The organism is Streptomyces sp. CNH287 (assembly GCF_000424825.1).
In genome coordinates this window covers 314462-336591 of sequence record NZ_KE384252.1, presented here as the reverse complement: position 1 = coordinate 336591, position 22130 = coordinate 314462, and the positions used below count along the sequence as shown (strand labels likewise).

Here is a 22130-nt window from a genome sequence, read left to right as displayed (position 1 = left end):
GCGGAGCCGCCCGCCCGGCTACAGGTAGAGCCCCGAGTCCGCACGGTCGCTCTGGAGCGGCACCGACGCCGGGGAGGTGCCGCGGCGCAGCGCGAACAGCTCGGCGAGCGTGGCGCCGTCCCGGCCCACCCCCTCCTCGGTACCCAGCCAGTTGACCGCCTCGGGCCGCGTCAGCCTGCCGACCTCGATCCGGGCCAGGCAGCGGCCGGGGCGTACCACGGCTGGGTGCAGCCGCTCCAGGTCCTCGTTGGTGGTGATCCCGACCAGCACGTTGCGGCCCTGGCCGAGCAGCCCGTCGGTCAGGTTCAGCAGCCGGGAGAGGGCCTGGCCCGCCGCGTACTTGGCCTCGCCGCGGATCAGCTCGTCGCAGTCCTCCAGCAGCAGCAGCCGCCAGCGCTCCTTGCCCGCCTCCGAGTCGTCCGCGCCGATGGCGATGTCCATCAGGTAGCCGATGTCGTTGAACAGGCGCTCCGGGTCCAGCACGCAGTCCACCTGGCACCAGTCGCGCCAGGAGCGGGCCAGGGTGCGCAGCGCGGAGGTCTTGCCGGTGCCCGGCGGCCCGTGCAGCAGCAGGAGCCGCCCGGAGATGGCGTCCGGGGTGATCTTCATCAGCTCGCCCATGGCGTCGGCGACCGGAGCGGTGTAGTTGCCGCTCACCTCCTGCCAGGTGCCCGCCGTGATGGTGCGGGTCGTGCGGTAGGGGCCGCGCCGGGGCGACTGGTACCAAAAACCCATCGAGACGTTCTCGGGCTGCGGCTCCGGCTCGTCCTCCGCGCCGTCGACGGCCTGCTTGAGCCGCTCCTCGGCCAGTTCACCGGTGACCGCCGTGACCGTGACGTCCGCGCCCTGGCTCCACCGGGAGACCAGCACCGTCCAGCCCTCGCCCTCGGCGAGTACGGCGCCCCGGTCGTCGTCGCGCGCGTCCCGCAGGACGGTGGCGTCCGGCGGCAGCAGCGGGTGGTCCTTCTTGACCCGGTCCACGGAGTGGCTGCGGGAGAAGGGCTGGTCACCGGTGGCGAAGCGGCCCAGGAAGAGGGCGTCGATGACGTCCGAGGGGGAGTCGTTGTCATCGAGGTTCAGCCGGATGGGCAGCGACCGCTCGGCCGGGGCGGGCGCCACGGGCGGCTGCGCGGAGGGCGTGGGCGAGGGCAGGGCGGAGCTCCTGTCGTCGGCGGGGCGGCGGTCGGCACACATGGCGGCAATGATCCGGCATCCCCGCTGCCACCGCACGTGCGTTTTCGCACAGCGTTCGTCAACCGCCTTACGGGGTAGGTGAATCAGGTGACCGGGATTCCGGAGTGTCGGCGGCGGGAGATAGGGTTACTCTGCCCGGGCCGGGTGCCCTCGTATGGGTGGGGAGTGTGATGGAACAGATAACAGTGCGCAGCAGGGCGCGCGTGCCTGCGATCAACTGCGGCACAGGCGCGACCAGTTCGCGCCTCGACCGGCATCTCTCGGTGCTTTCCGGTCCCGCGGTCCCGCAGGTGGAGACCGAGGAAGCGACGACGCTGATGCGGGAGATCACCAGGCGTGACACCGTGCCGAGCCGGTCGAAGACCCAGCGTGCGCGCGTGTCGCTCTTCGCGCCGCTGCGCAGGCTGCGGCGTTCGATCTTCGGTGGGCGCGGCTGACACTGAAGCCGGCCGTGTCGCACGGCATGTCGGGGCCGAGGGGGACGGCCCGGACACCGCTGTACCCGAAACCCCCTCTCCTCGTCCGGTCTCCGGCCCCGGCGCGACCGGTCGTCACTCCGGTGCGGCGTCCACCGTCACCGCGAACGAGAAGCGGTCCCCCCGGTAATGGATGAGGGCGACGTCCACCACCCGGCCGGTGTCGTCGTAGGTCACCCCCGTGTAGTGCAGGATCGGGCTCAGCAGTGGTACCTCCAGCAGCTGAGCCGTCTCCGGGTCCGCGAGCCGCGCCTCGACCGTGTCGGTGATCCGGCTGATCCGCACCCCCACCGCGTCCCGCAGCACCTTGGTCATCGGCCAGCCCCGCTCCAGATCGGCGGGGTCCACCCGCTCGGCCACCTGGGGATGGAGCAGGTTGTCCGCCCAGTTCGCCGGCTCGCCGCTCTCCCGGTCCCGGCGCAGCCTGCGGTAGGTCATCGTCTGCGTGACGCCCGGAAAGCAAGGGGCGAGCTCCGGCGGGACGGGGCCGAGGCGGTGGTGCAGCAGCGTCGTCTCCTCGCCGGACTGCTGGGCCACGATGGCGTCCACCGAGCCCAGCACCCGTACCGTGCGGGCCCGGTGCGAGGAGGGCTCGATGAAGGTGCCGCGCCGCCGGTGGCGGCTGATCAGTCCCTCCGCCTCCAGTTCCTTCAGCGCCTGCCGCATGGTCAGCACGCTGACGCCGTAGTGCGCCGCGAGCCGGTCCTCGGTCGGCAGGCGCAGCGGCGCCTCCGGGCCGCGCCCCAGTATCGAGGCGCGCAGCGACTGGGAGACCTGGTACCAGAGCGGGAGCTTCCGGTTCAGGCTGAGCGAATCAGGAGCGAAAACGGTCAAAACGGCTCCGAGGGACTCCGGTTACGAGCGGAAGTGACGTTCGAGACCCTGCCACACCTGGTCGTACCCCTGCTGGAGACGGCTCGTGTCCCTCGCCTGTGCGGTGGCCGTCACCGGCCAGCGGGTCTCGAACATGATAGCGAGGCCGTTGTCCACCTTCTGCGGCTTCAGCTCGGCCGCGCTGGCCCCCTCGAAGGTCTCCCGGTCCGGCCCGTGCGCCGACATCATGTTGTGCAGGGAGCCGCCGCCGGGCACGAAGCCCTCCGCCTTCGCGTCGTACGCGCCCTCGATCAGGCCCATGTACTCGCTCATCACGTTCCGGTGGAAGTAGGGCGGGCGGAAGGTGTCCTCGCCCACCAGCCAGCGCGGCGCGAAGACGACGAAGTCGACGCCCGCCAGCCCCGGCGTGTCCGAGGGGGAGGTGAGCACCGTGAAGATCGACGGGTCGGGGTGGTCGTAGCTGATGCTGCCCAGCACGTTGAAGGTGCGCAGGTCGTAGACGTACGGCACGTGGTTGCCGTGCCAGGCGACGACGTCCAGCGGGGAGTGGTCGTAGGTCGCCGTCCACAGGTTGCCGCAGAACTTGCTGACCACCTCCACCGGCCGCTCCGTGTCCTCGTACGCGGCCACCGGCGCCCGGAAGTCCCGCGGGTTCGCCAGTCCGTTGGCGCCGATCGGCCCTAGGTCGGGGAGGACGAACGGACGGCCGTAGTTCTCGCAGACGTAGCCCCGCACGAAGCCGTCCAGCGGCTCGACCCGGAAGCGCACACCGCGCGGGATCAGCGCGCACTCGCCCGGCTCCGCACGCAGCAGCCCGAACTCCGTGCGCAGCAGCAGGCCGCCGCGCTCGGGCACGATCAGCAGCTCGCCGTCGGCGTCGCTGAAGACGCGGTCGGTCATCGGGGAGTTGGCGGCGTAGAGATGGATGGCCATGCCGGAGCGCTGCGCCGCGTCGCCGTTCCCGCCCAGGGTCCACAGCCCGGCCAGGAAGTCCGTGCCCGCGGGCGGCTCGGGCAGCGGGTCCCAGCGGAGCCGGTTGGGGTCGGGCACCGCCTCGGCGGCGCCGGTGAACGGGGCGCCCGCCAGTGTGCCGTTGTCCCGGCGGGTGAAGCGGGGGTGCGCCGCCGAGGGGCGGATGCGGTAGAGCCAGGAGCGGCGGTTGTGCGCGCGCGGCTCGGTGAAGGCGCTGCCGCTCAGCTGCTCCGCGTACAGGCCCAGGGGGGCGCGCTGCGGCGAGTTCCGGCCCAGGGGGAGGGCGCCGGCGACGGCCTCGCTGCTGTGCTCGTTCCCGAAGCCGGAGAGGTGGGCCAAGCCCTCCGCGGCCTTGCGTGCCTGCTCGGTGCTGCTCATCGACATGCTCCCACCGCTAGATTCCTCTGTAAGACCATAGGAATGACGGGGCGCCACGTCAATGACCGTGCGCGGGAGCCGGGGCGGGGCCCGCACCGGCCGGGCGCGCTCTAAGCGTCTGCTCAGGGGGCGTTGTATGGTAATCGCCCGGTCAGCGGCACGGGCGGAGCCGAGGGAAGCGGGCGAGGAGATGGCGGAGACAGTGGGCGGACCGGCGCAGGAGTCCTTCGAGGGGGTCACCCCGGACGCCGCGCGGCGGCTGCTGCTGGGGGCCGTCGAGGCGTTCGCGGAGCGCGGGTTCCACGCCACCACCACCCGGGACATCGCCGGCCGGGCCGGGATGAGCCCGGCCGCGCTCTACATCCACTACCGGACCAAGGAAGAGCTGCTCTACCAGATCAGCCGGGTCGGCCACGAACGGGCCGTACACATCCTCACCGGCGCCGCCGGGGGCGGGGGCAGCAGCGCGGGCCGGCTCGACGCCGCCGTGCGCAGCTTCGTCCGCTGGCACGCCGAGCACCACACGACGGCGCGCGTCGTGCAGTACGAGCTGTCCGCGCTCGGCCCGGAGCACTACGCCGAGATCGTCGCCATGCGGCGGCGCACCGAGGAGATCCTGCGCGGCATGCTGAGCGACGGGGTCGCGGACGGTGAGTTCACCGTCGAGGACGTGCAGGGCACGGCCCTGGCCGTGCTCTCGCTCTGCGTCGACGTCGCCCGCTGGTTCCGCTCCGGCGGGCCGCGTACGCCGGACGAGATCGGCGCCCTCTACGCCGGGCTCGCGCTGCGCATGGTGGGCGCCGCGCCGCAGGGGCCCTGAGATCTGTCGTCACAATGTCGCCTGCTGTGCGACGCCTGGCACGCGTCCCCTCGGCCCTGGGGAGGCCCCATGCTCGCCGCGTTGTCGGAATCGCCCACGTACGGCCAGGGCGGCGGCCCGGCCGCGGCCGCTACCAGAAGTAGCGGCTGACCGTCTCCGCGACGCACACCGGCTTCTCGCCGCCCTCGCGCTCCACCGTCACCGCCGCCGTCACCTGGACGCCCTCCCCGGCCTCGTGCACGTCCACCAGCCGCGCCCGCGCCCGCAGCCGGGAGCCGACGGGGACCGGGGAGGGGAAGCGCACCTTGTTCACCCCGTAGTTGACCCCCATGCGCGCCTCGACGTGCAGGATCTGGGGGAGCAGCCGGGGCAGCAGGGCGAGGGTGAGGTAGCCGTGCGCGATGGTGGAGCCGAAGGGGCCGCTGCGGGCCCGTTCCGGGTCCACGTGAATCCACTGGTGGTCGCCCGTGGCCTCCGCGAAGCAGTCGATCCGCTCCTGGTCGACCGTGAGCCAGTCGCTGGCGCCCAGCTCCGCGCCGACCGCGGCCCGCAGCTCGTCCGACGAGGTGAATACCCGGGACTCCGCCATCCGCCCAACCTCCCACGCGCTCGTGATCCGGCCACGCGCGGCGGCCGCCAAGGCGCCCGGGGTGCGGGAGCGCACGCCCTGAGCGCCCGCTCAGCATGCGGGGGAGGTGCGGCACTGTCAACGGCGGCGGCCCGGCGGGCCGCGTCAGCCGGGTGAGGCGGCCATGCTCCGGTAGTCCGGCCGGGCCGCGGCCTCCATGGCGCTGATCAGGCGGCGCAGGACCACCGCCAGCCGGGTGTCCGGAGGCGCGGTCGGATCGTCGCACGGAAGGACCGAGCGCCCGCCCCACACCAGCCGGTGCCAGCCGTCGAGTGTGGTCGGCTGTCTGATGCCGTCGTGCTTCTCCCGCCGGCGCCGCTCGGCGACCTCCGACTCCCAGGCCAGCCACACCGAGCGGGCCTCCTCCAGCTCCTCCAGCGCGGCGACCAGCAGTGCCGGGTCGGGCTCCCGCTCCTCCGGAGGGAAACCGGCACTGGTGCACAGGTGGTGCCAGGTGGCACGGTGCCCGTACGGAGCGAAGCGCTCCAGACATTTGCGCAGCGCCTGACGGCGCTGGGAGGGCGTTCTTCCCTCGTCGCGAACCTGCTCGGCGAGCGCTCTGAATCCGGCCATTCTTCCCACCTCCGACGGAGAGGAGCCGACTCGTCGAAGGTGTGACGCACCCGCGGCGGCATCGGCTCCCTCTTGGGGAGCCCACTTCTTGCACAGGGCGAGTTGCCCCACCCTGACAACGGAACACACGGGTCTCCCGTTCCCGGCCGACGACTCTTTCCTCCTGACATACCGACCGGTTAGTCTGCCGCGGGGCCGAACGCTGCGGGGGCCGAACGGGAAGGGCGGGCACAGTGGAGGACCTGAGCGGAGCACGCGTGGTCGTCACCGGAGCGGGCGCGGGCATCGGGGCCGCCCTGGCCCGCCGGTTTGCCGCCGGGGGCGCGCGCGTGGTCGTCAACGACCTGGACGCGGGGCGGGCGGCGGCCGTCGCCGCGGAAGTCGGCGGCACCGCGGTGCCCGGCGACGCCTCGGGCGTGGTGGGCTCGGCCCGCGCGGCGCTCGGCGGCGGCATCGACATCTTCTGCGCCAACGCGGGCATCGCCCCGGAAGGCGGCCCCGAGGCGCCCGAGGAGGTGTGGGACGCCGCCTGGGACGTCAACGTCAAGGCACACGTACGCGCGGCGCACGAACTGCTCCCCGAGTGGCTGGAGCGCGGCAGCGGGCGCTTCATCTCCACCGTCTCCGCCGCCGGGCTGCTCACCATGGTCGGCTCGGCTCCCTACAGCGTCACCAAGCACGCCGCGCTCTCCTTCGCCGAGTGGCTCTCGGTCACCTACCGGCACCGGGGCGTCGAGGTGCACGCCGTCTGCCCGCAGGGCGTCAGGACGGACATGCTGCGCGGCACCGGCGCCCTCGGCGAACTGGTGCTCGCCCCCACGGCCATCGAGCCGGAGGAGGTGGCCGACGCCGTGCTGGAGGCCGTCGCCCAGGGCCGGTTCCTGGTGCTGCCGCACCCCGAGACTGCGGGCCACTACGCTGTCCGGGCCACCGAACCCGATCGCTGGCTGCACGGCATGAACCAGATCCAGCAGAAGGCGGAGCGACACATGCAGCGGAACCCGCGCCCCAAGAAGGCACGGTGAGCGGCGCCGCCCACGCGCTCCCGGCGGCACGGGACCGGCAGCCGGTGCCGCGCAGGCTGCTGGCCGCCGCGACCCGGCTCTTCGCCGAGCAGGGCTACGAGCGCACCTCCGTGCAGGAGATAGTGGAGGCCGCGGGGGTCACCAAGGGCGCGCTCTACCACTACTTCGGCTCCAAGGACGACCTGCTGCACGAGATATACGGGCGGCTGCTGCGGCTCCAGCAGGAGCGGCTGGACGCCTTCGCCCGCGCCGACGCGCCCGTCGAGCAGCGGCTGCGCGAGGCCACCGCCGACGTGGTGGTGACCACCATCGAGAACCTCGACGACGCCATGATCTTCTTCCGCACGATGCACCAGCTCAGCCCGGAGAAGCACAAGCAGGTGCGCACCGAGCGCCGCCGCTACCACGAGCGGTTCCGCGCGCTGGTCGAAGAGGGGCAGCGCAGCGGCGCGTTCAGCACCGAGACCCCCGCCGACCTGGTGGTCGACTACCACTTCGGGTCCGTCCACCACCTCGGCAGCTGGTACCGGCCCGGCGGGCCGCTCACCCCGCGGCAGGTCGCCGACCACCTCGCCGGGCTGCTGCTGCGCGCGCTGCGGCCGTAGGACACACCGGGATGCCGGCCCGCCGGCCCCACCGGAACCCCGGCACCCGCCGGACCACTGGAACCCCACAGGGCGGAGGCCCGCGATGAAGGCATGGCGCGTCCACACGAACGGCGAGCCGCGCGAGGTGATGCGGCTGGAGGACGTCCCCGAACCGGTCCCGGGCCCCGGCGAGCTGCTGGTGCGGGTCCGCGCCGCGAACGTCAACTTCCCCGACGCCCTGCTCTGCCAGGGCAGGTACCAGACCCGGCCGCCGCTGCCCTTCACCCCCGGTGTGGAGGTCTGCGCGGAGGTGCTCGCCGCGGGGGCGGACACCGGCGGAGCACCGGCTCCGGGCACCCGCGTGATCGCCCAGCCGGTGCTGCCCGCGGGCGGCTTCGCCGAACGCGCGCTGGTGCGCGCCGCGGCGACGCGCGCGGCCCCCGCCGACCTGGACGACGCGCAGGCCGCCGCGCTCCACATCGGCTACCAGACCGGCTGGTTCGGCCTGCACCGCCGCGCCCGGCTCCAGCCCGGCGAGACACTGCTGGTGCACGCCGCCGCGGGGGGAGTGGGCAGCGCCGCCGTCCAGCTGGGCAAGGCGGCGGGGGCCCGCGTCATCGGGGTCGTCGGCGGCGCGGAGAAGGCGGCGACCGCCCGCGAGCTGGGCTGCGACCTGGTCGTGGACCGGCGTACGGACGACCTGGTGCCGGTGGTCAAGGAGGCGACCGACGGGCAGGGCGCGGACGTGGTCTACGACCCGGTCGGCGGCGACGCTTACGCCAAGTCCGTCAAGTGCGTGGCCTTCGAGGGGCGCATCGTGGTCGTCGGCTTCGCCAGCGGCGCCATCCCCACCCCCGCGCTCAACCACGCGCTGGTGAAGAACTACACGATCCTCGGCCTGCACTGGGGCCTCTACAACCGCCGGGACCCGGCGGCGGTCGACGCCTGCCACGAGGAGCTGGTCAAGCTCGCCGCCCAGGGCGCGATCCACCCGCTGGTCACCGAGCGGGTGCCGCTGGAGGGCGCGGCGGAGGCCGTCCAGCGGGTGTTCGACGGCGTGACCACGGGCCGGGTCGTGGTCACCCTCTGAACGGACCGCGCCCGCCCGCCCGTCCGGTGGGCGGCGCTCAGGTGTACTTGCGCAGCTCCCGCCGCGCCAGGGAGCGCTGGTGCACCTCGTCCGGCCCGTCGGCGAGCTGGAGCGTACGGGCCGCCGCCCACAGCTGTGCCAGCGGCAGGTCCTGGCTGACGCCGCCCGCGCCGTGCAGCTGCACGGCGCGGTCCAGGATGTCCACGACCGCGCGGGGCGTCGCGATCTTGATCGCCTGGATCTCGGTGTGCGCCCCGCGGTTGCCGACGGTGTCCATCAGCCACGCGGTCTTGAGCACCAGCAGCCGCAGCTGCTCGATCCGCACCCGCGCGTCCGCGATCCACGCCTGTACGACGCCCTGCTCCGCCAGCGGCTTCCCGAACGCGGAGCGCTCCACCGCACGGCGGCACATCAGCTCGACGCCGCGCTCCGCCATGCCGATCAGCCGCATGCAGTGGTGGATGCGGCCGGGACCCAGCCGGGCCTGGGCGATGGCGAATCCGCCGCCCTCCTCGCCGATCAGGTGCGCCGCCGGGACCCGTACGCCGTCGAGGACGACTTCGGCATGGCCGCCGTGCCAGTGGTCCTCGTAGCCGTAGACGCGCATGGCGCGGCGCACCTGGAGGCCGGGGGCATCGCGCGGCACCAGCACCATCGACTGCTGGCGGCGGACGTCGGCGGCGCCCGGGTCGGTCTTGCCCATCACGATGAAGACGCGGCAGTCCGGGTTCATCGCCCCGGAGATGTACCACTTGCGGCCGGTGACGACGTAGCCGTCGCCGTCCCGTTCGATGCGGGTCTCGATGTTGGTGGCGTCCGAGGAGGCCACCTCCGGCTCGGTCATCGCGAACGCCGAGCGGATCTCGCCCGCCAGCAGCGGTTCCAGCCAGCGCTCGCGCTGCTCGGCGGAGCCGAACTCGCTGAGCAGTTCCATGTTCCCGGTGTCCGGGGCCGCGCAGTTCAGCGCCGCCGGTGCCAGCTGCGGGCTGTGGCCGGTGAGTTCGGCCAGCGGAGCGTACTGGAGGTTGGTCAGCCCGGCGCCCAGTTCGCCGTCCGGCAGGAAGAGGTTCCACAGGCCGCGCGCACGGGCCTGTGCCTGCAGCTCACCGACCGCGGGCGGGGTGCGCCAGGGGTCGTCCTGCGCCGCGCGCTGGGCGGCCACGACGGCCTCGGCGGGGTGGACGGAGGCGGTCAGGAAGGCGGCGAGCTGCTCGCGCAGCTCCTCGGTACGCGCGTCGTAGGCGAAGTCCATCGGTGCTCAGTCCTCCCGCAGCGTGGTCAGCCCGCCGTCGACGAAGGCCGGGACGAGGGCGCCGATCCGGTCGAAGCCGGGCCCGACGGTGCGCCCCAGCGTGAAGCGGTGGTGGATGCCCTCGAGGATGACCGCGAGCTTGAAGTAGGCGAACGCCGTGTACCAGCCGATCCGTGACACGTCGCGGTCGGAGCCCGCCGCGTAGCGCGCGACCAGCTCGCCCGGCTCGGGGTGCCCCGGAGCCTCCCGCGTCATGCTCACCGGCGCCCCCGGCAGGTCCCGCAGCCGGCTGTACATCACCAGCAGCCCCAGGTCGGTCAGCGGATCGCCCACGGTGGACATCTCCCAGTCGAGTACCGCCGCGATCCGGTCGTCCGCACCCACCAGCACGTTGTCCAGCCGGAAGTCGCCGTGCACGACGGCGGGGGCGGGCGAGGCCGGCAGCCGGGTGCCCAGTGCCGCGTGCAGGTCGTCGATCCCGGCCAGTTCCCGGCCGCGGGAGGCCTCCAGCTGCTTGCCCCAGCGCCGCAGCTGGCGCTCCAGGAAGCCCTCGGGGCGGCCGAAGCCGGCCAGCCCGACGGCCCCGGGGTCCACCGCGTGCAGGGCCAGCAGGGTCTCCGGGAGGGAGAGCACCAGCGCGCGGGTGCGGGCCGGACCCAGCGCCCCCAGCTCGGCGGCCGTACGGTACACGGTGCCCGCGACCTCCTCCATGAGGTAGAACGGCGCACCCAGCACCGCCTCGTCGGTGCACAGCAGCAGGGCCTCGGGCACCGGCACCGCCGTCCCCCGCAGGGCGCTGATGACGCGGTACTCGCGCGCCATGTCGTGCGCGGTGGCCAGCACATGGCCCAGTGGCGGACGCCGCAGCACCCAGCGGGCGCTGCCGTCGGTCACCCGGTAGGTCAGGTTGGAGCGCCCGCCCTGGATCACCTCGGCGCGCAGCGGCCCGGCGGCCGGCTCCGGCCCCCGCTGCCCGAGGTAGGCGGCCAGCCGCTCCAGGTCGAGCCCCGGCGGGTTGTCCATGCTCATCGGGTACGCGCTCCTCTGCGGGGGACGGGCGGGATGTGCGGGCCCCTCGATCATGCCGACTGGTCGGTATGGCGTCCAGGGCCTCTCACCCGGAGCCTCCCGCCCGGCTCCCGGCTCCCGGCTCCCGGCGTCCGGCGTCCCGCGTCACCACGGCAGCGCCGTCGCGAGCACCGCCACCGCCACCACGCACAGCGCGGCACGTACCACCAGGCCCGCACGCGGAGCGGTCTGCCGGGCCGCGGGAGAGTCCAACTCCCGGACGCGGCGGTGCGCCACGGTCAGGAACGCCAGGAACGCCAGCAGTGCCGCCACGGCGGCGGCCCCCGCCACGGGCCGGGGGCCGTCCGGGTCCATCTCCAGCAGGAGGCCGCGCAGCGCCAGCGCGGTCGTCACCGCGAAGGTGAGCGTCGTGCGCCGCCACGCCAGCCGGGTGCGCTCCCGCTGCGCGCCCCGGTCCGCCGGCGCGCCCGGACCGGGGTCGGGGCGCGCCCCGCTCACGAGCCCGCCCGCCCGGCCAGCACGGCCACCGCCACCAGCAGCGCCGCCAGCGCGGTCGCCAGCCCCAGCAGAGCCGGGAAGCGCGTGGCCGGCAGATCCTCGCCGCGCCGCATGGCCCGCTCGCACCGCGCCCAGTGGTTCACCGCGCGTACGGCGCACAGCGCGCCGCCCGCCAGCAGCGTCACCGCGATCGCCGTCCGTGCGCCCCAGGCCATGCCGGTGAGGAACTGGTCCACCGCGATCCCGCCCGCCACCAGCGCCAGCGCGGTGCGGACCCAGGCCAGGAAGGTGCGCTCGTTGGCGAGCGAGAAGCGGTAGTCGGGCGTACGGCCCTCCTCCCGCAGGCGCGCCGGGGCGAACCACAGCCGCAGGACGGCCGTCAGGCGGTCGATCATGGACTGAGCGTAAGCCGTCCTCGCCGGTTCATCCGGCATCGTGCTCGCGGTGCCAGGCGTCCAGCCTGCGGTGGCACTCCAGCCCGTCCGGCACCACGTCCCAGCCGGGCAGCCGCCGCGCCAGCTCCTCGTCGGTGAGGAAGGCGTGCCACTGCACCTCCTCGGGCTGCGGCCGGACGGGCAGCGGGCAGACCACCTCGTAGACGTTCAGGAACCAGCTGTGCTCCGGCGACTCGTACAGGAAATGGCAGCGCCAGGCGGGCATGGGCAGGCCGCTCACCCCCAGCTCCTCCTCGGCCTCGCGCAGCGCCGCCGTCTCGTAGCTCTCGCCCGCGCCGACGACGCCGCCCACCACCACGTCGTACATCGAGGGGAAGATGAGCTTCACCGGGGTGCGCCGGTGGACGAAGATCCGGCCCTCGGGGTCGCGCACCCGTACGGACACCGAGCGGTGCCGCAGCCGCCGCGCCGTGGCCTCCCCGCGTGGTGCCTGACCCACGACACGGTCCTGCTCGTCGACGATGTCCAGCAGTTCGTCCGCTGCCCGGCCCTGCCCCGCGTCCTGGCCCGTTCCCTCTTCCGTCATGACCGCCATCCAACATCGCGCGCGGGGGTGCCGTTGATGCGGGGTGGAGGTTACTCTCCAGTCACCGGGGCGGCCCCGAGCGGAAAGAGCAGGTGGCGGCATGGCGTACGACGCCGATGTGATCGTGATCGGTGCGGGGCTCGCCGGGCTCGCGGCCACCGCCGAACTCGCCGACGCCGGGCGCAAGGTGATCCTGCTCGAACAGGAGGGGGAGCAGTCCTTCGGCGGCCAGGCCCACTGGTCCTTCGGCGGCCTCTTCCTCGTCGGCTCGCCCGAGCAGCGCAGGCTGCGCATCCGCGACAGCCGCGAACTGGCCTGGCAGGACTGGCTCGGCACGGCCGGCTTCGACCGCCCCGAGGACCACTGGCCGCGCCGCTGGGCGCAGGCGTACGTCGACTTCGCGGCGGGGGAGAAGCGCGCCTGGCTGCGGCAGCAGGGCCTGCGGCTCTTCCCGGTCGTGGGCTGGGCCGAACGCGGCGGGTACGACGCGCGGGGCCACGGCAACTCGGTGCCGCGCTTCCACATCACCTGGGGCACCGGGCCTGGGGTGGTCGAGCCCTTCGCCGCGCGGGTACGGGCGGGCGTCGCGCGCGGCCACGTCCGGCTGTGCTTCCGGCACCGGGTCACCGGGCTCACCCGCAGCGCGGGCGCCGTCGACACCGTCAGCGGCGAACTCCTGGCGCCCAGCGACGCCCCGCGCGGCACGGCCAGCGGCCGGGAGGCCACCGGGGCCTTCGAACTGCGCGCCCAGGCCGTCATCGTCACCTCCGGCGGCATCGGCGGCAACCACGACTTGGTGCGCGCCAACTGGCCCGCGCGGCTGGGCACTCCGCCCCGCCGCCTGCTCTCCGGGGTCCCCGCGCACGTGGACGGTGAACTGCTGGGCGTCGCGGAGGCGGCCGGGGGCCGGATGATCAACCGCGACCGGATGTGGCACTACACCGAGGGCATCGCGAACTGGAACCCGGTCTGGTCCCGGCACGGCATCCGCATCCTGCCCGGCCCCTCGTCCCTGTGGCTCGACGCCACGGGCAAGCGGCTGCCCGTGCCGCTCTTCCCCGGCTTCGACACCCTGGGCACACTCGAACACATCATGCGCACGGGCCACGAGTACACCTGGTTCGTGCTCAGCCAGAAGATCATCGAGAAGGAGTTCACCCTCTCCGGCTCGGAGCAGAACCCCGACCTCACCGGCCGGAACGTGCGCCAGCTACTGGGCCGCGTCCGCCCCGGCGCGCCCGCTCCGGTACGCGCGTTCATGGCGCACGGGGCGGACTTCGTGATCGAACGCGACCTGTCCGCGCTGACCCGCCGGATGAACGAACTCACCGGCGACGGGCTGATCGACGAGAACGCCCTGCGTGACGAGATCACCGCCCGCGACCGCGAGCTGGGCAACCGCTTCAGCAAGGACCTCCAGGTCACCGCCGTGCGCGGGGCCCGCGACTACCTCGGTGACAAGCTCCTGCGCGTCGCCGCCCCGCACCGGCTGCTGGACCCGAAGGCCGGGCCGCTGATCGCCGTACGGCTCAACATCCTCACCCGCAAGACGCTCGGCGGCCTGGAGACCGACCTCTCGTCCCGGGTGCTGACCGACGGCGGGGACGGCCCCGGCGGCGAGCCGCTGCCCGGCGTCTACGCGGCGGGCGAGGCGGCCGGCTTCGGCGGCGGCGGGATGCACGGCTACCGCTCGCTGGAGGGCACCTTCCTGGGCGGCTGCCTCTTCTCGGGACGGACGGCGGGCCGCGCGGCGGCGCAGGCGGTCGGCTGACCCCCTGCGCCGCCCCGCCGGGCCGGGCAGAGCTGTCGGGTTGCCTCTCAGCCGAAGGTGAGCACGGGCTTGACGGCCGCGCCGCTCGCCGAGTCGCGGAAGGCGTCCTCGATCCGGGCGAACGGATACCGGCGCACGAGCCGGTCGAAGGGGAACCGGCCCTGCCGCCACAGGTCGATCAGCTGGGGCACGAACACCTGCGGTACGGCGTCACCCTCGACGATCGTCCGCAGGGTCCAGCCCCGGGTCAGCGACATGCCCGTCTCGAAACTGGTCTCCGTCCCCGGCGCCGCGGCGCCGACCAGGCCGACGGTGCCCCGGATGTCGAGGGAGTCGGCGGCCTGGCGCAGCACCGCGGGCAGCCCGGTCGCCTCCAGCGCGTACGCCACGCCCCGGCCGCCGGTGATCTCCCGGATCTGCTCCACCGGGTCCCCGGCGCGCGGGTCGACGGTGTGGGTGGCCCCCAGGGACCGGGCCAGCTCCAGCCGCGCCTCCAGCACGTCCACGGCGATCACCGTGCCGCAGCCCGCCGCCAGCGCCGCCAGCAGCGCGGACGCGCCCACGGCCCCCGCGCCGAAGACGGCGAGCGAGGAACCGGCAGGCGGCCGGAAGGTGTGGAAGACGGCTCCGGCCCCGGTCAGCACGCCGCAGCCGAGCGGCCCGAGCAGTTCCAGCGGCAGGTCGGGGTCGACCCGTACGGCGCTGCGCTCCGCCACGTTGGCGTGGGTGGCAAACGAGGACTGCCCGAAGAAGCAGGAGGAGACGGGCGTGCCGCCGTCGTGCAGCGTGGTGCTCCCGTCCGGCCGCCGGCCGGAGAAGTTGAGCGCGAAGAGCGTACGGCAGTAACCGGGCGCGCCCGCGCGGCAGTTGTCGCACCGGCCGCAGGAGTTGAAGGAGAGCACCACGTGGTCGCCGGGGCGCACCGAGCGGACCTGCGGCCCGACCTCCTCGACCACCCCGGCGCCCTCGTGGCCCAGCACCGCGGGCAGCGGGGTGGGGTAGACCTGGTCGCGGACGAGGGCGTCGGTGTGGCAGACGCCGGTGGCGGTCATCCGGACCCGTAACTCGTCCGGTGCCAGGTCGGCGAGTTCGAGCACGCGCAGATCGAACGGGGCGTGCGGCGCGGTGGCGACGGCGGCGGTCACCTGCATGGCGTCCTCCTGGGCGGGGCTCGGCGGGGGACGTGCCGAGCGCCACACAGTCTCCGTCATGCCGCCGTCCGTGTCTGCGCTTTCGGCCGCGACGGGGCACCGCGCCGCTGCCACAGGACGGCCACCGACAACAGCAGCAGCAGGGCGGCGGCGCACTGGTAGCCCACCGCCACCGCCTCGGTGAAGCCGCGCACCGCGGCGGCGTGCAGCCGGTCGCTCCGCTCGGCGGCGGCGGCCAGCGCGGCCGAGGTGGAGTGGGACTCACCGGCCAGCTCGGCCGGCAGCCGGCCGGTGAAGCGGACGCTGAGCACCGTGCCGACCCCGGCGACCCCCAGCGCCGCACCCAGCTCGCGCGCCGCGCCGTTGAGCCCGGAGCCCATCCCCGCGCGGTGCGGCGGGAGCGCGGCCAGGATGCCCGCCGAGAGCGACGGCATCGCCATCCCGGAACCGGCCGCCAGCACCATGAGCCAGGTCGTGTACAGGAGATACGGCGTCGCGTGCGTCGCCGTCGACAGGGCCAGCAGCCCGGCGATCAGCAGCAGCAGCCCGCAGCCGACCACCCTGCGCTCACCGAACCGTCGCGCCCAGCCCACGCTGAGCCGGGTGGCGAGGCCCATCCCGACCGCCATCGGCACGATGGCGAAGCCCGTCCGCAGCGGCGAGTACCCCTTGACGTACTGGAGGAACTGGGCGTTGACGAAGAACAGCGTGAACATCCCGAAGAAGACGGCGCCGACCCCGATGGTGCCCGCGCGCACGGCGGGCAGCCGGAAGAGCCGCGGGTCCAGCAGCACCACCCGCGCCCGCAGTTCGTACCGCACGAACAGGGTGAGCAGCAGCGCCGAGGCGGCGAAGGAGCCGAGCACGACGCCCGAGGACCAGCCCAGCTCCGGGCCCTCGATGATGCCGAAGAGCAACGGCACCAGACCGCCCACCAGCAGCGCCGCCCCCACCAGGTCGAGGGAGCCGGAGCCGTGCGGCACGCGCGGCGCCACCGCGGCCGTCACCGCCAGCAGCAGCGCGCTCGCCGGGACGTACGCCCAGAACAGCCCCTGCCAGGAGAACGCCTGGAGGATCAGCGCACCGCCCGCGTAGCCCACGACACCCCCCAGGGCGACGCACGCGCTCCAGCTGGCGATCGCCGACGCCCGCCGCGCGGCGGGCGTCACGTGCACCAGGACGGACATGGACGCGGGCATCGCCAGTGCCGCGCCCGCTCCCGAGACGCCCCGGCCCGCGATGAGTACCGGCACACCGGTGGCCAGCGCGCTGATCAGCGCACCGGCGCCGAAGACGGCGATGCCGGTCAGCAGCATGCCCTTGCGCCCGAACCGGTCGCCGAGCATGCCCGCCGGTATCAGCAGGCAGGCGAAGACGATGACGTAGGCGTCCACGATCCACAGCAGCTCCGCAGAGCTGGGGCGCAGACGCCCGCCCGAGATCTCCGCGATGGCGAGGTTGATCGCCGCGACGAGCGACTGGAGCACCAGGACGCAGGCGCACGTCACCGCCAGCACGGTACGCTGCCGCCGGACCGCCCGACGGCCCGTCGGGAGCGCCTCGGCCGCGGCTCCCGCAGGGTCGGCCGTCGTCGTCATGAGTGCCGCAGGATCTCCGCGGTCAGGTACGCCAGATCGAGCGACTGGCTGTGGTTCAGCCGCGGGTCGCAGGCGCTCTCGTAACGGAAGCCGAGGTCCTCCTCGGTGACCTCCTGGACGGTGCCGCCCACGCACTCGGTCACCGGGGTGCCGGTCAGCTCCAGGTGGATGCCGCCCGGGTGCGTGCCCAGCGCGCGGTGCACCTCGAAGAAACCGGTGATCTCCTCCATGATGGTGTCGAAGTGCCGCGTCTTGCGGCCGTCGGGCGCCGTGTAGGTGTTGCCGTGCATCGGGTCGCACACCCAGACCACCTGGGCTCCGCTGGCCCGCACCTTCTCCACCAGCCGCGGCAGCGCCTCGCGCACCCGGGAGGCGCCCATCCGGCTGATGAAGGTCAGCCGGCCCGGCTGCCGCTCCGGATCGAGCCGCTCGATCAGCGCGGGCACCTCGTCGCAGGTGGCGTTCGGGCCGAGCTTGACCGCGACCGGGTTGCTGATGTGGCGGGCGAACTCGACGTGCGCGCCGTCGATGCGCCGGGTGCGCTCTCCGATCCAGACCATGTGCCCCGCCACGTCGTAGAGCGCGCCGGTACGGCTGTCGATACGGGTCAGGGCGCTCTCGTAGTCGAGGATGAGCGCCTCGTGGCTGGTGAAGAACTCCGTGGGGCGCAGCCGGTCGGGGTCGGCGCCCGAGGCCCGCATGAAGCGCAGCATGCCGTCGATGTCACCGGCCAGGTGCGCGTAGCGCTGCCCGGCGGGGGAGAGGCCGAGGAACTCGCGGTTCCAGCTGTGCACCTGGGCCAGGTCGGCGATGCCCCCGCTGGTGGCGGCGCGCACGAAGTTGAGCGTGGCCGCCGAGTGGTCGTACGCCTGCCGCAGCCGCCCCGGGTCGGGCCGCCGGTCCTGCGCGGTGAAGGCGAGGCCGTTGACGGCGTCACCCCGGTAGGAGGGCAGCGTGACACCGCCCACCGTCTCCTCCAGGCTCGACCGCGGCTTGGCGTACTGCCCCGCGAGGCGGCCGACCTTGACGACGGGCAGCTCCGAGCCGTACGTGAGGATCGCGGCCATCTGCCAGAGCGTCTTGAGCTTGTGACCGATCTGGTCGGCGGTGACGGTGTCGAAGGTCTCGGCGCAGTCGCCGCCCTGGAGCAGGAACGCCTCACCGCGCGCGACGGCGGCCAGGCGGTCCCGGAGCGTGTCGCACTCGGCCGCCGCCACCAGCGGCGGCAGGGCGGTCAGGGCGTCGGTCACCGCGCGCAGCGCGTCGGGATCAGGCCACTTCGGCTGCTGGGCGGCGGGGGCCGCCCGCCAGGTGTCGGCCTTGGGGTCGGGCGGCAGGGTGGTCGGGAAGACGGGGGCGGGCGAGGTGCGGCTGGTGGCGGACATGCGTCACTCCTTCGGGTGTGCTGCGGCTGCCGGGGCGGTCACGAGGAGGCCCCGCTCAGCAGCCGGGGACGGCGGGTCAGGGCCCGCACCGCGTTGTCGATCACGATGTGTCCGGTGCGCCCGCCCAGGGACATCAGGGATTCGGGGTGGAACTGCACGGCGGCCAGCGGGCGTTCGGCGTGCTCCACGGCCATCGGCACCCCGTCGTCGGTCACCGCGGTCATCCGCAGCTTCGGGGGGAGCGCGTCCGCCGGGGCGTACAGCGAGTGGTAGCGGCCGACCTCGAACGACTTGGGCAGGCCCGCCAGCAGCGGCGAGTCCGGGTCGGTCACCCGCACCCGGGACGGCTTGCCGTGCACCGGCTTGTCGAGCACGCTCAGCGTTCCGCCGCAGTGCTCGACCAGGCCCTGGAGACCCAGGCAGACACCGAAGACCGGCAGGTCCAGCCGCTCGGCCAGCTCCAGCGTGCGCCCCAGGCCGAAATCGGCGGGGCGGCCCGGACCGGGCGAGAGCACCACCAGGTCGGGGCGTTCGCGCTCGATGACCGGCAGATGACGGCCGCTGCGGTAGGTGGCGACCTCGGCGCCCGTCTGCCGCAGGTAGTCGGCCAGGCAGTTGACGAAGGAGTCGCGGTGGTCCACCAGCAGTATCCGCAGCCCGGCACCCGACTGGACGCGCACCGGCGCCGCCGGCGCCGCCCGGGGCGGCTCCAGCACGCGCAGCAGCGCCGAGGCCTTCAGCTCGGTCTCGGCCTCCTCGGCCTCGGGCGTGGAGTCGTGCAGCAAGGTGGCCCCCGCCCGTACGGTCGCCACGCCGTCGCGCACGTGGATGGTGCGCAGCGTCAGCACGGTGTCCAGGCTGCCGTCGAAGCCGATGCTGCCGACGGCCCCGCCGTACCAGCGGCGCGGCGAACGCTCCTCGCGCTCCAGGAACTCGACCGCCGCGAGCTTGGGGGCGCCGGTGACGGTGACCGCCCACACGTGGGCCAGGAAGCCGTCCAGCGCGTCGCGGCCGGGGGCGATCTCGCCCTCGACGCGGTCGACGGTGTGGATCAGCGTGGAGTACAGCTCGGTCTGGCGGCGGGCCGTCAGCCGCACCGTGCCCGGCACGCACACCCGCGCCTTGTCGTTGCGGTCGACGTCCGTGCACATCGTCAGCTCGGACTCCTCCTTCACGGAGTCGAGCAGCTCGCGGATGCGCGCCGCGTCCTCCAGCGCGTCCCGCCCGCGCGCCACCGTGCCGCTGATCGGGGAGGACTCCACCACTTCGCGCTCCCGGCCGGGCTCGCCGGTGCGGCGGACGCGGACGAACATCTCGGGCGAGGCGCCGATGAGGTACTCGCCGCCGCCCAGGTTCGCCAGCAGACTGTGCGGTGCCGGGTTGGTCTCCCGCAGCTGCCGGAAGACGGCGGAGGGAGGCTGCGCGCAGCCGCGCCGGAAGGACTGGCCCGGCACCACCTCGAAGAGGTCGCCGGAGGCGAAGTGCGGCATCGCCCGCTCCACCATCCGCGCGTACTCCCCGGGCGCCCGCTCACGCGGCTGGGCCGTTGTGCCGGGAGTGAAGGGCAGACCGGGGGTGGCACGGGAGTGGCCGAGGGTGGTCTCCGCGCCGACCCGGAAGTCGTAGCGGTGCCGGGTGACCTGGTCGGCGGCGAAGTCGAACTCCAGGATCTCGTCCGGCAGGTGCAGCACCATGTCGCGATCGGCCGGGTCGCGGACCTGGTGCAGCTCGATCTGCTCCATCTGGAAGATCAGGTCGTAGCCGAAGGCGCCGTAGAGGCCGAGGAGGGAGTCCTCCCCGGTGGCCAGAGCGGCCTTGAGCGCGCGCAGCGCCGTGAAGACACCGGAGTGGCGCGTGCGGTCCTCCTCGGCGAACCCTTCGCCGGGCGGCGGCACCCGGCCGCTCAGCTCGTCCCGTGAGAGGCCGAGCCCGAGCAGGACACCGGCCAGCGGGGCGCGCAGCGGCGGCAGGAGCAGCCGGCCGCGCGCGTTGAGCGCTCGCAGGGTCAGCACGCCGCCCGCGACGGTCAGCTCCAGCGGCGGGTCCGTGTATCCCACGGCGCGGTCCGGGCCACGGTAGAGCAGCATGCCCCGGTGCTGGTCGAGGGCGCTCTCCAGGGACGTACGGGCCGCCGCGGCACGGACGTCGAGCGCTTCGCTCACGCGCAGGACACCCACGCCCGCCGGGGTGCCCCAGCGGGCCTCGGCGGCTGCCTGGGCCGGGTAGGGGCGGACAGGAACGATCGGTAACGAGGACAACTCTCCCCCAGGGGGCTCCGGACGGGTCACGACTGGTTGGAGTACGCCTCGCGCATGGTGCGCTTGAGCGCCTTGCCGGTGAGGCCTGAGTGGTCGCCGGGCGCCTGGAGCACCATGCGCGTGATCCTCGGCAGACCCCGGGTGTGCAGCGCCGCGTTGATCCGGCGGTGCAGGGAGGCGAGGTCCGCCTCCGTGAGGGCGTCCGCCGGCTCGACGCTGAGGACGAGGGGGGCGTCCGCGCCGTCCTGGGCGGGGGCCCGGCCGGTGGCGGCCTCGGTGGCGTCGGTCGTGGCGACCAGCGAGCAGTCGAAGATCTCCGGGAACTGCGTGAGGATCAGCTCCTCGGTCTCCGTGCTGTACACGGTGCCTCCACCGGTGGTGATGCTGTCGGAGGCACGGTCGACGTGGTAGTAGAGGCCGTCGTGATCGCGGTAGGCCAGGTCACCGGTCAGCCAGTAGCCGCGCACCCGGTTCCGCTCGCTCAGCAGCGTGTTGTTCCAGTAACCAGAGGTGACGGTAGGCGACTTCAGGGCCAGCCGACCCACGGTCATCGGTCCCACCGGCTGGTCGGTCTGGTCGAATATCTCCACGTCGATCCAGTCGAACGGCGACCCGATGCATCGTCCGTAGCGGTCGCTGGTCGGGGTGTGGACGGTACGGAACATCGCGAAGCCGAACTCCGAGGAGCCGAAGTTGTCGATGAACAGGGAGCCGCGTCGCAGCCGCCCGGCGCGGTCGGTGTGCGTGCCCTGGCGCACCAGCTTCCTGATGTGCTGCTCGTGGTTGGCGTCGCCGGTGCACATCCAGCGGGACACCGAGTCCAGGTCGCGGGAGTCCAGATCCACCCGGCACAGGTCCACGAAGGTCTTCGGGAAGCCCCCCACCAGATTCGGCCGGAACCGCTCGATCGCCTCGGCCAGCTGCTCCGGCTCGCGCCGGGTGGCCAGCAGCACCGTCGCCCCGCGCACCAGCGAGGACATCAGCACGGAGACCGCCGAGGCGTGGCTCTGCGGCAGCGCGGAGAGGATGCGCGCGCCGAGATCCGCGCCGGCCTGCTTGCGGACCCCGAAGAAGAAGCCCTCGTGGTTGAACTGCACCGCCTTGGGCACGCCCGTCGTCCCGGAGGTGTGCGCGATCAGGGTCGGGTCGTGGCGGGTGTGGGTGAAGGCGCGGAACGGCAGGTCGGCATGCGGGTCACGCTCGTAGAAGCGCATCCGGGGATGCTCTCCGGGCAGCCGCTCGCGGTCCGAGACGACCGCGACGGCGCCGACGCCCGCCATGAAGCGGGTGGCGATCTCGGTGGACAGCCCGCTGTTGAGGAAGACGGGGATGGCACCGATCTTGTTCAGCGCGACGTAGTGCACGAGGTAGCGCACGCTCTCGTCCAGGAAGACGGCGACCGGGTCCTTGGGCCGGATGCCGTCCTGCCAGTAGCCACTGGCTATCGCGTCGGCGAGGTCGTCCAGCTCGGGCAGCGTGAGGCAGGTGAGGACGCGGCCGTCGCGGGTGGTGTACGGCTGGTCCAGCTCGATGACGACACTCTCGGCGAGCGCCGCGTCCGCGCGCGCCAGCGGGAAGAAGTTGCCCGCGCCCAGTGCCTCGTTCTCCAGTAGGGCTGTCTGCATCGCTT

Annotated in this window: 21 protein-coding genes; 6 read left to right on the top strand and 15 right to left on the bottom strand. The window is 73.7% G+C overall.

From position 1 onward, the window contains the following. Nucleotides 1-18 precede the first annotated feature (18 nt). A complete protein-coding gene (locus H299_RS0129030) occupies nucleotides 19-1194 on the bottom strand; it encodes a DUF5925 domain-containing protein (protein ID WP_078513128.1) in 1176 nt (391 codons plus the stop codon). Nucleotides 1195-1364: 170 nt separating this feature from the next. Between H299_RS0129030 and H299_RS0129025 the strand changes: the two genes are divergently transcribed. Then, nucleotides 1365-1631 carry a hypothetical protein gene (locus tag H299_RS0129025; protein WP_027751288.1) on the top strand — a complete coding sequence of 89 codons (267 nt, stop codon included), beginning with the start codon at nucleotides 1365-1367 and terminating at the stop codon, nucleotides 1629-1631. Between the two features lie 114 nt (nucleotides 1632-1745). Here the strand turns inward: H299_RS0129025 and H299_RS0129020 are convergent, their stop codons facing one another. Continuing rightward, the gene (locus H299_RS0129020; protein WP_027751287.1) at nucleotides 1746-2504 is read right to left on the bottom strand and encodes a GntR family transcriptional regulator; all 759 of its coding nucleotides are present in this window, start codon (nucleotides 2502-2504) and stop codon (nucleotides 1746-1748) included. A 21-nt stretch (nucleotides 2505-2525) separates the two neighbouring features. Next, a complete protein-coding gene (gene hmgA, locus H299_RS0129015; RefSeq protein ID WP_027751286.1) occupies nucleotides 2526-3854 on the bottom strand; it encodes a homogentisate 1,2-dioxygenase in 1329 nt (442 codons plus the stop codon). Nucleotides 3855-4044: 190 nt separating this feature from the next. Here hmgA and H299_RS0129010 point away from each other — a divergent pair, with 190 nt between their 5' ends. Continuing rightward, nucleotides 4045-4674, top strand: a complete 630-nt coding sequence (locus H299_RS0129010) for a TetR-type transcription factor C-terminal domain-containing protein (RefSeq protein WP_037761140.1) — start codon at nucleotides 4045-4047, stop codon at nucleotides 4672-4674. A 130-nt stretch (nucleotides 4675-4804) separates the two neighbouring features. On the opposite strand, the gene H299_RS0129005 is transcribed toward H299_RS0129010, so the two are convergent. Both H299_RS0129005 and H299_RS36850 read right to left on the bottom strand, forming a co-directional pair. Further along, nucleotides 4805-5263, bottom strand: a complete 459-nt coding sequence (locus H299_RS0129005; protein WP_027751284.1) for a MaoC family dehydratase — start codon at nucleotides 5261-5263, stop codon at nucleotides 4805-4807. A 144-nt stretch (nucleotides 5264-5407) separates the two neighbouring features. Further along, complete coding sequence (locus H299_RS36850) at nucleotides 5408-5875, bottom strand: hypothetical protein (protein WP_051262951.1); 468 nt, start codon at nucleotides 5873-5875, stop codon at nucleotides 5408-5410. Nucleotides 5876-6108: 233 nt separating this feature from the next. Between H299_RS36850 and H299_RS0128995 the strand changes: the two genes are divergently transcribed. The 3 genes from H299_RS0128995 to H299_RS0128985 all read left to right on the top strand — a co-directional run bounded on the left by H299_RS0128995 (nucleotide 6109) and on the right by H299_RS0128985 (nucleotide 8577). After that, the gene (locus H299_RS0128995; RefSeq protein ID WP_027751283.1) at nucleotides 6109-6900 is read left to right on the top strand and encodes an SDR family oxidoreductase; all 792 of its coding nucleotides are present in this window, start codon (nucleotides 6109-6111) and stop codon (nucleotides 6898-6900) included. Continuing rightward, complete coding sequence (locus H299_RS0128990; protein WP_051262950.1) at nucleotides 6897-7505, top strand: TetR-type transcription factor C-terminal domain-containing protein; 609 nt, start codon at nucleotides 6897-6899, stop codon at nucleotides 7503-7505. The genes H299_RS0128995 and H299_RS0128990 overlap by 4 nt, the downstream gene beginning before the upstream one ends. 85 nt (nucleotides 7506-7590) lie before the next feature. Beyond that, nucleotides 7591-8577: an NADPH:quinone oxidoreductase family protein gene (locus H299_RS0128985; protein WP_027751281.1), complete on the top strand. Its 987-nt coding sequence runs from the start codon at nucleotides 7591-7593 to the stop codon at nucleotides 8575-8577. A 37-nt stretch (nucleotides 8578-8614) separates the two neighbouring features. On the opposite strand, the gene H299_RS0128980 is transcribed toward H299_RS0128985, so the two are convergent. The 5 genes from H299_RS0128980 to H299_RS0128960 all read right to left on the bottom strand — a co-directional run bounded on the left by H299_RS0128980 (nucleotide 8615) and on the right by H299_RS0128960 (nucleotide 12337). After that, nucleotides 8615-9829: an acyl-CoA dehydrogenase family protein gene (locus H299_RS0128980; RefSeq protein WP_027751280.1), complete on the bottom strand. Its 1215-nt coding sequence runs from the start codon at nucleotides 9827-9829 to the stop codon at nucleotides 8615-8617. 6 nt (nucleotides 9830-9835) lie between these two features. Continuing rightward, entirely contained in the window at nucleotides 9836-10858 is a 1023-nt protein-coding gene (locus tag H299_RS0128975) for a phosphotransferase family protein (protein WP_027751279.1), read from the bottom strand. 144 nt (nucleotides 10859-11002) lie between these two features. Next, entirely contained in the window at nucleotides 11003-11356 is a 354-nt protein-coding gene (locus tag H299_RS0128970) for a DUF202 domain-containing protein (protein WP_027751278.1), read from the bottom strand. Next, entirely contained in the window at nucleotides 11353-11751 is a 399-nt protein-coding gene (locus H299_RS0128965; RefSeq protein ID WP_027751277.1) for a DUF202 domain-containing protein, read from the bottom strand. Before H299_RS0128965 ends, H299_RS0128970 begins: the two co-directional genes overlap by 4 nt. A 28-nt stretch (nucleotides 11752-11779) precedes the next feature. Next, on the bottom strand, nucleotides 11780-12337 hold the full coding sequence (locus H299_RS0128960) for an NUDIX domain-containing protein (protein ID WP_027751276.1): 558 nt from the start codon (nucleotides 12335-12337) through the stop codon (nucleotides 11780-11782). A 100-nt stretch (nucleotides 12338-12437) separates the two neighbouring features. Here H299_RS0128960 and H299_RS0128955 point away from each other — a divergent pair, with 100 nt between their 5' ends. Further along, on the top strand, nucleotides 12438-14108 hold the full coding sequence (locus tag H299_RS0128955; protein WP_027751275.1) for an FAD-binding dehydrogenase: 1671 nt from the start codon (nucleotides 12438-12440) through the stop codon (nucleotides 14106-14108). 47 nt (nucleotides 14109-14155) lie between these two features. Here the strand turns inward: H299_RS0128955 and H299_RS0128950 are convergent, their stop codons facing one another. The 5 genes from H299_RS0128950 to H299_RS0128930 are packed head-to-tail and all read right to left on the bottom strand — an operon-like array spanning nucleotide 14156 to nucleotide 22125. Further along, entirely contained in the window at nucleotides 14156-15319 is a 1164-nt protein-coding gene (locus H299_RS0128950; protein ID WP_486587473.1) for an NAD(P)-dependent alcohol dehydrogenase, read from the bottom strand. Beyond that, a complete protein-coding gene (locus H299_RS36845) occupies nucleotides 15316-16857 on the bottom strand; it encodes an MFS transporter (protein WP_051262949.1) in 1542 nt (513 codons plus the stop codon). The genes H299_RS0128950 and H299_RS36845 overlap by 4 nt, the downstream gene beginning before the upstream one ends. Then, nucleotides 16854-18242: a class II 3-deoxy-7-phosphoheptulonate synthase gene (locus H299_RS0128940; RefSeq protein ID WP_051262948.1), complete on the bottom strand. Its 1389-nt coding sequence runs from the start codon at nucleotides 18240-18242 to the stop codon at nucleotides 16854-16856. Before H299_RS0128940 ends, H299_RS36845 begins: the two co-directional genes overlap by 4 nt. A gap of 38 nt (nucleotides 18243-18280) precedes the next feature. Next, the gene (locus H299_RS0128935) at nucleotides 18281-20500 is read right to left on the bottom strand and encodes an anthranilate synthase component I (RefSeq protein ID WP_158692405.1); all 2220 of its coding nucleotides are present in this window, start codon (nucleotides 20498-20500) and stop codon (nucleotides 18281-18283) included. Nucleotides 20501-20526: 26 nt separating this feature from the next. After that, nucleotides 20527-22125: a class I adenylate-forming enzyme family protein gene (locus H299_RS0128930; protein ID WP_027751271.1), complete on the bottom strand. Its 1599-nt coding sequence runs from the start codon at nucleotides 22123-22125 to the stop codon at nucleotides 20527-20529. Nucleotides 22126-22130 lie beyond the last annotated feature (5 nt).

What these genes read in the sequence shown, in the direction of transcription:
- H299_RS0128985 (WP_027751281.1), top strand. Translation starts at nt 7,591, where the DNA reads ATGAAGGCATGGCGCGTCCACACGAACGGCGAGCCGCGCGAGGTGATG.
- H299_RS0128955 (WP_027751275.1), top strand. Translation starts at nt 12,438, where the DNA reads ATGGCGTACGACGCCGATGTGATCGTGATCGGTGCGGGGCTCGCCGGG.
- H299_RS0128960 (WP_027751276.1), bottom strand. Translation starts at nt 12,337, where the DNA reads ATGACGGAAGAGGGAACGGGCCAGGACGCGGGGCAGGGCCGGGCAGCG.
- H299_RS0128975 (WP_027751279.1), bottom strand. Translation starts at nt 10,858, where the DNA reads ATGAGCATGGACAACCCGCCGGGGCTCGACCTGGAGCGGCTGGCCGCC.
- H299_RS0128965 (WP_027751277.1), bottom strand. Translation starts at nt 11,751, where the DNA reads ATGATCGACCGCCTGACGGCCGTCCTGCGGCTGTGGTTCGCCCCGGCG.
- H299_RS0129010 (WP_037761140.1), top strand. Translation starts at nt 4,045, where the DNA reads ATGGCGGAGACAGTGGGCGGACCGGCGCAGGAGTCCTTCGAGGGGGTC.
- H299_RS0128940 (WP_051262948.1), bottom strand. Translation starts at nt 18,242, where the DNA reads ATGTCCGCCACCAGCCGCACCTCGCCCGCCCCCGTCTTCCCGACCACC.
- H299_RS0128950 (WP_486587473.1), bottom strand. Translation starts at nt 15,319, where the DNA reads ATGACGGAGACTGTGTGGCGCTCGGCACGTCCCCCGCCGAGCCCCGCC.
- H299_RS0129005 (WP_027751284.1), bottom strand. Translation starts at nt 5,263, where the DNA reads ATGGCGGAGTCCCGGGTATTCACCTCGTCGGACGAGCTGCGGGCCGCG.
- H299_RS0128930 (WP_027751271.1), bottom strand. Translation starts at nt 22,125, where the DNA reads ATGCAGACAGCCCTACTGGAGAACGAGGCACTGGGCGCGGGCAACTTC.
- H299_RS0129025 (WP_027751288.1), top strand. Translation starts at nt 1,365, where the DNA reads ATGGAACAGATAACAGTGCGCAGCAGGGCGCGCGTGCCTGCGATCAAC.
- H299_RS36850 (WP_051262951.1), bottom strand. Translation starts at nt 5,875, where the DNA reads ATGGCCGGATTCAGAGCGCTCGCCGAGCAGGTTCGCGACGAGGGAAGA.
- H299_RS0128980 (WP_027751280.1), bottom strand. Translation starts at nt 9,829, where the DNA reads ATGGACTTCGCCTACGACGCGCGTACCGAGGAGCTGCGCGAGCAGCTC.
- hmgA (WP_027751286.1), bottom strand. Translation starts at nt 3,854, where the DNA reads ATGAGCAGCACCGAGCAGGCACGCAAGGCCGCGGAGGGCTTGGCCCAC.
- H299_RS0129030 (WP_078513128.1), bottom strand. Translation starts at nt 1,194, where the DNA reads ATGTGTGCCGACCGCCGCCCCGCCGACGACAGGAGCTCCGCCCTGCCC.
- H299_RS36845 (WP_051262949.1), bottom strand. Translation starts at nt 16,857, where the DNA reads ATGACGACGACGGCCGACCCTGCGGGAGCCGCGGCCGAGGCGCTCCCG.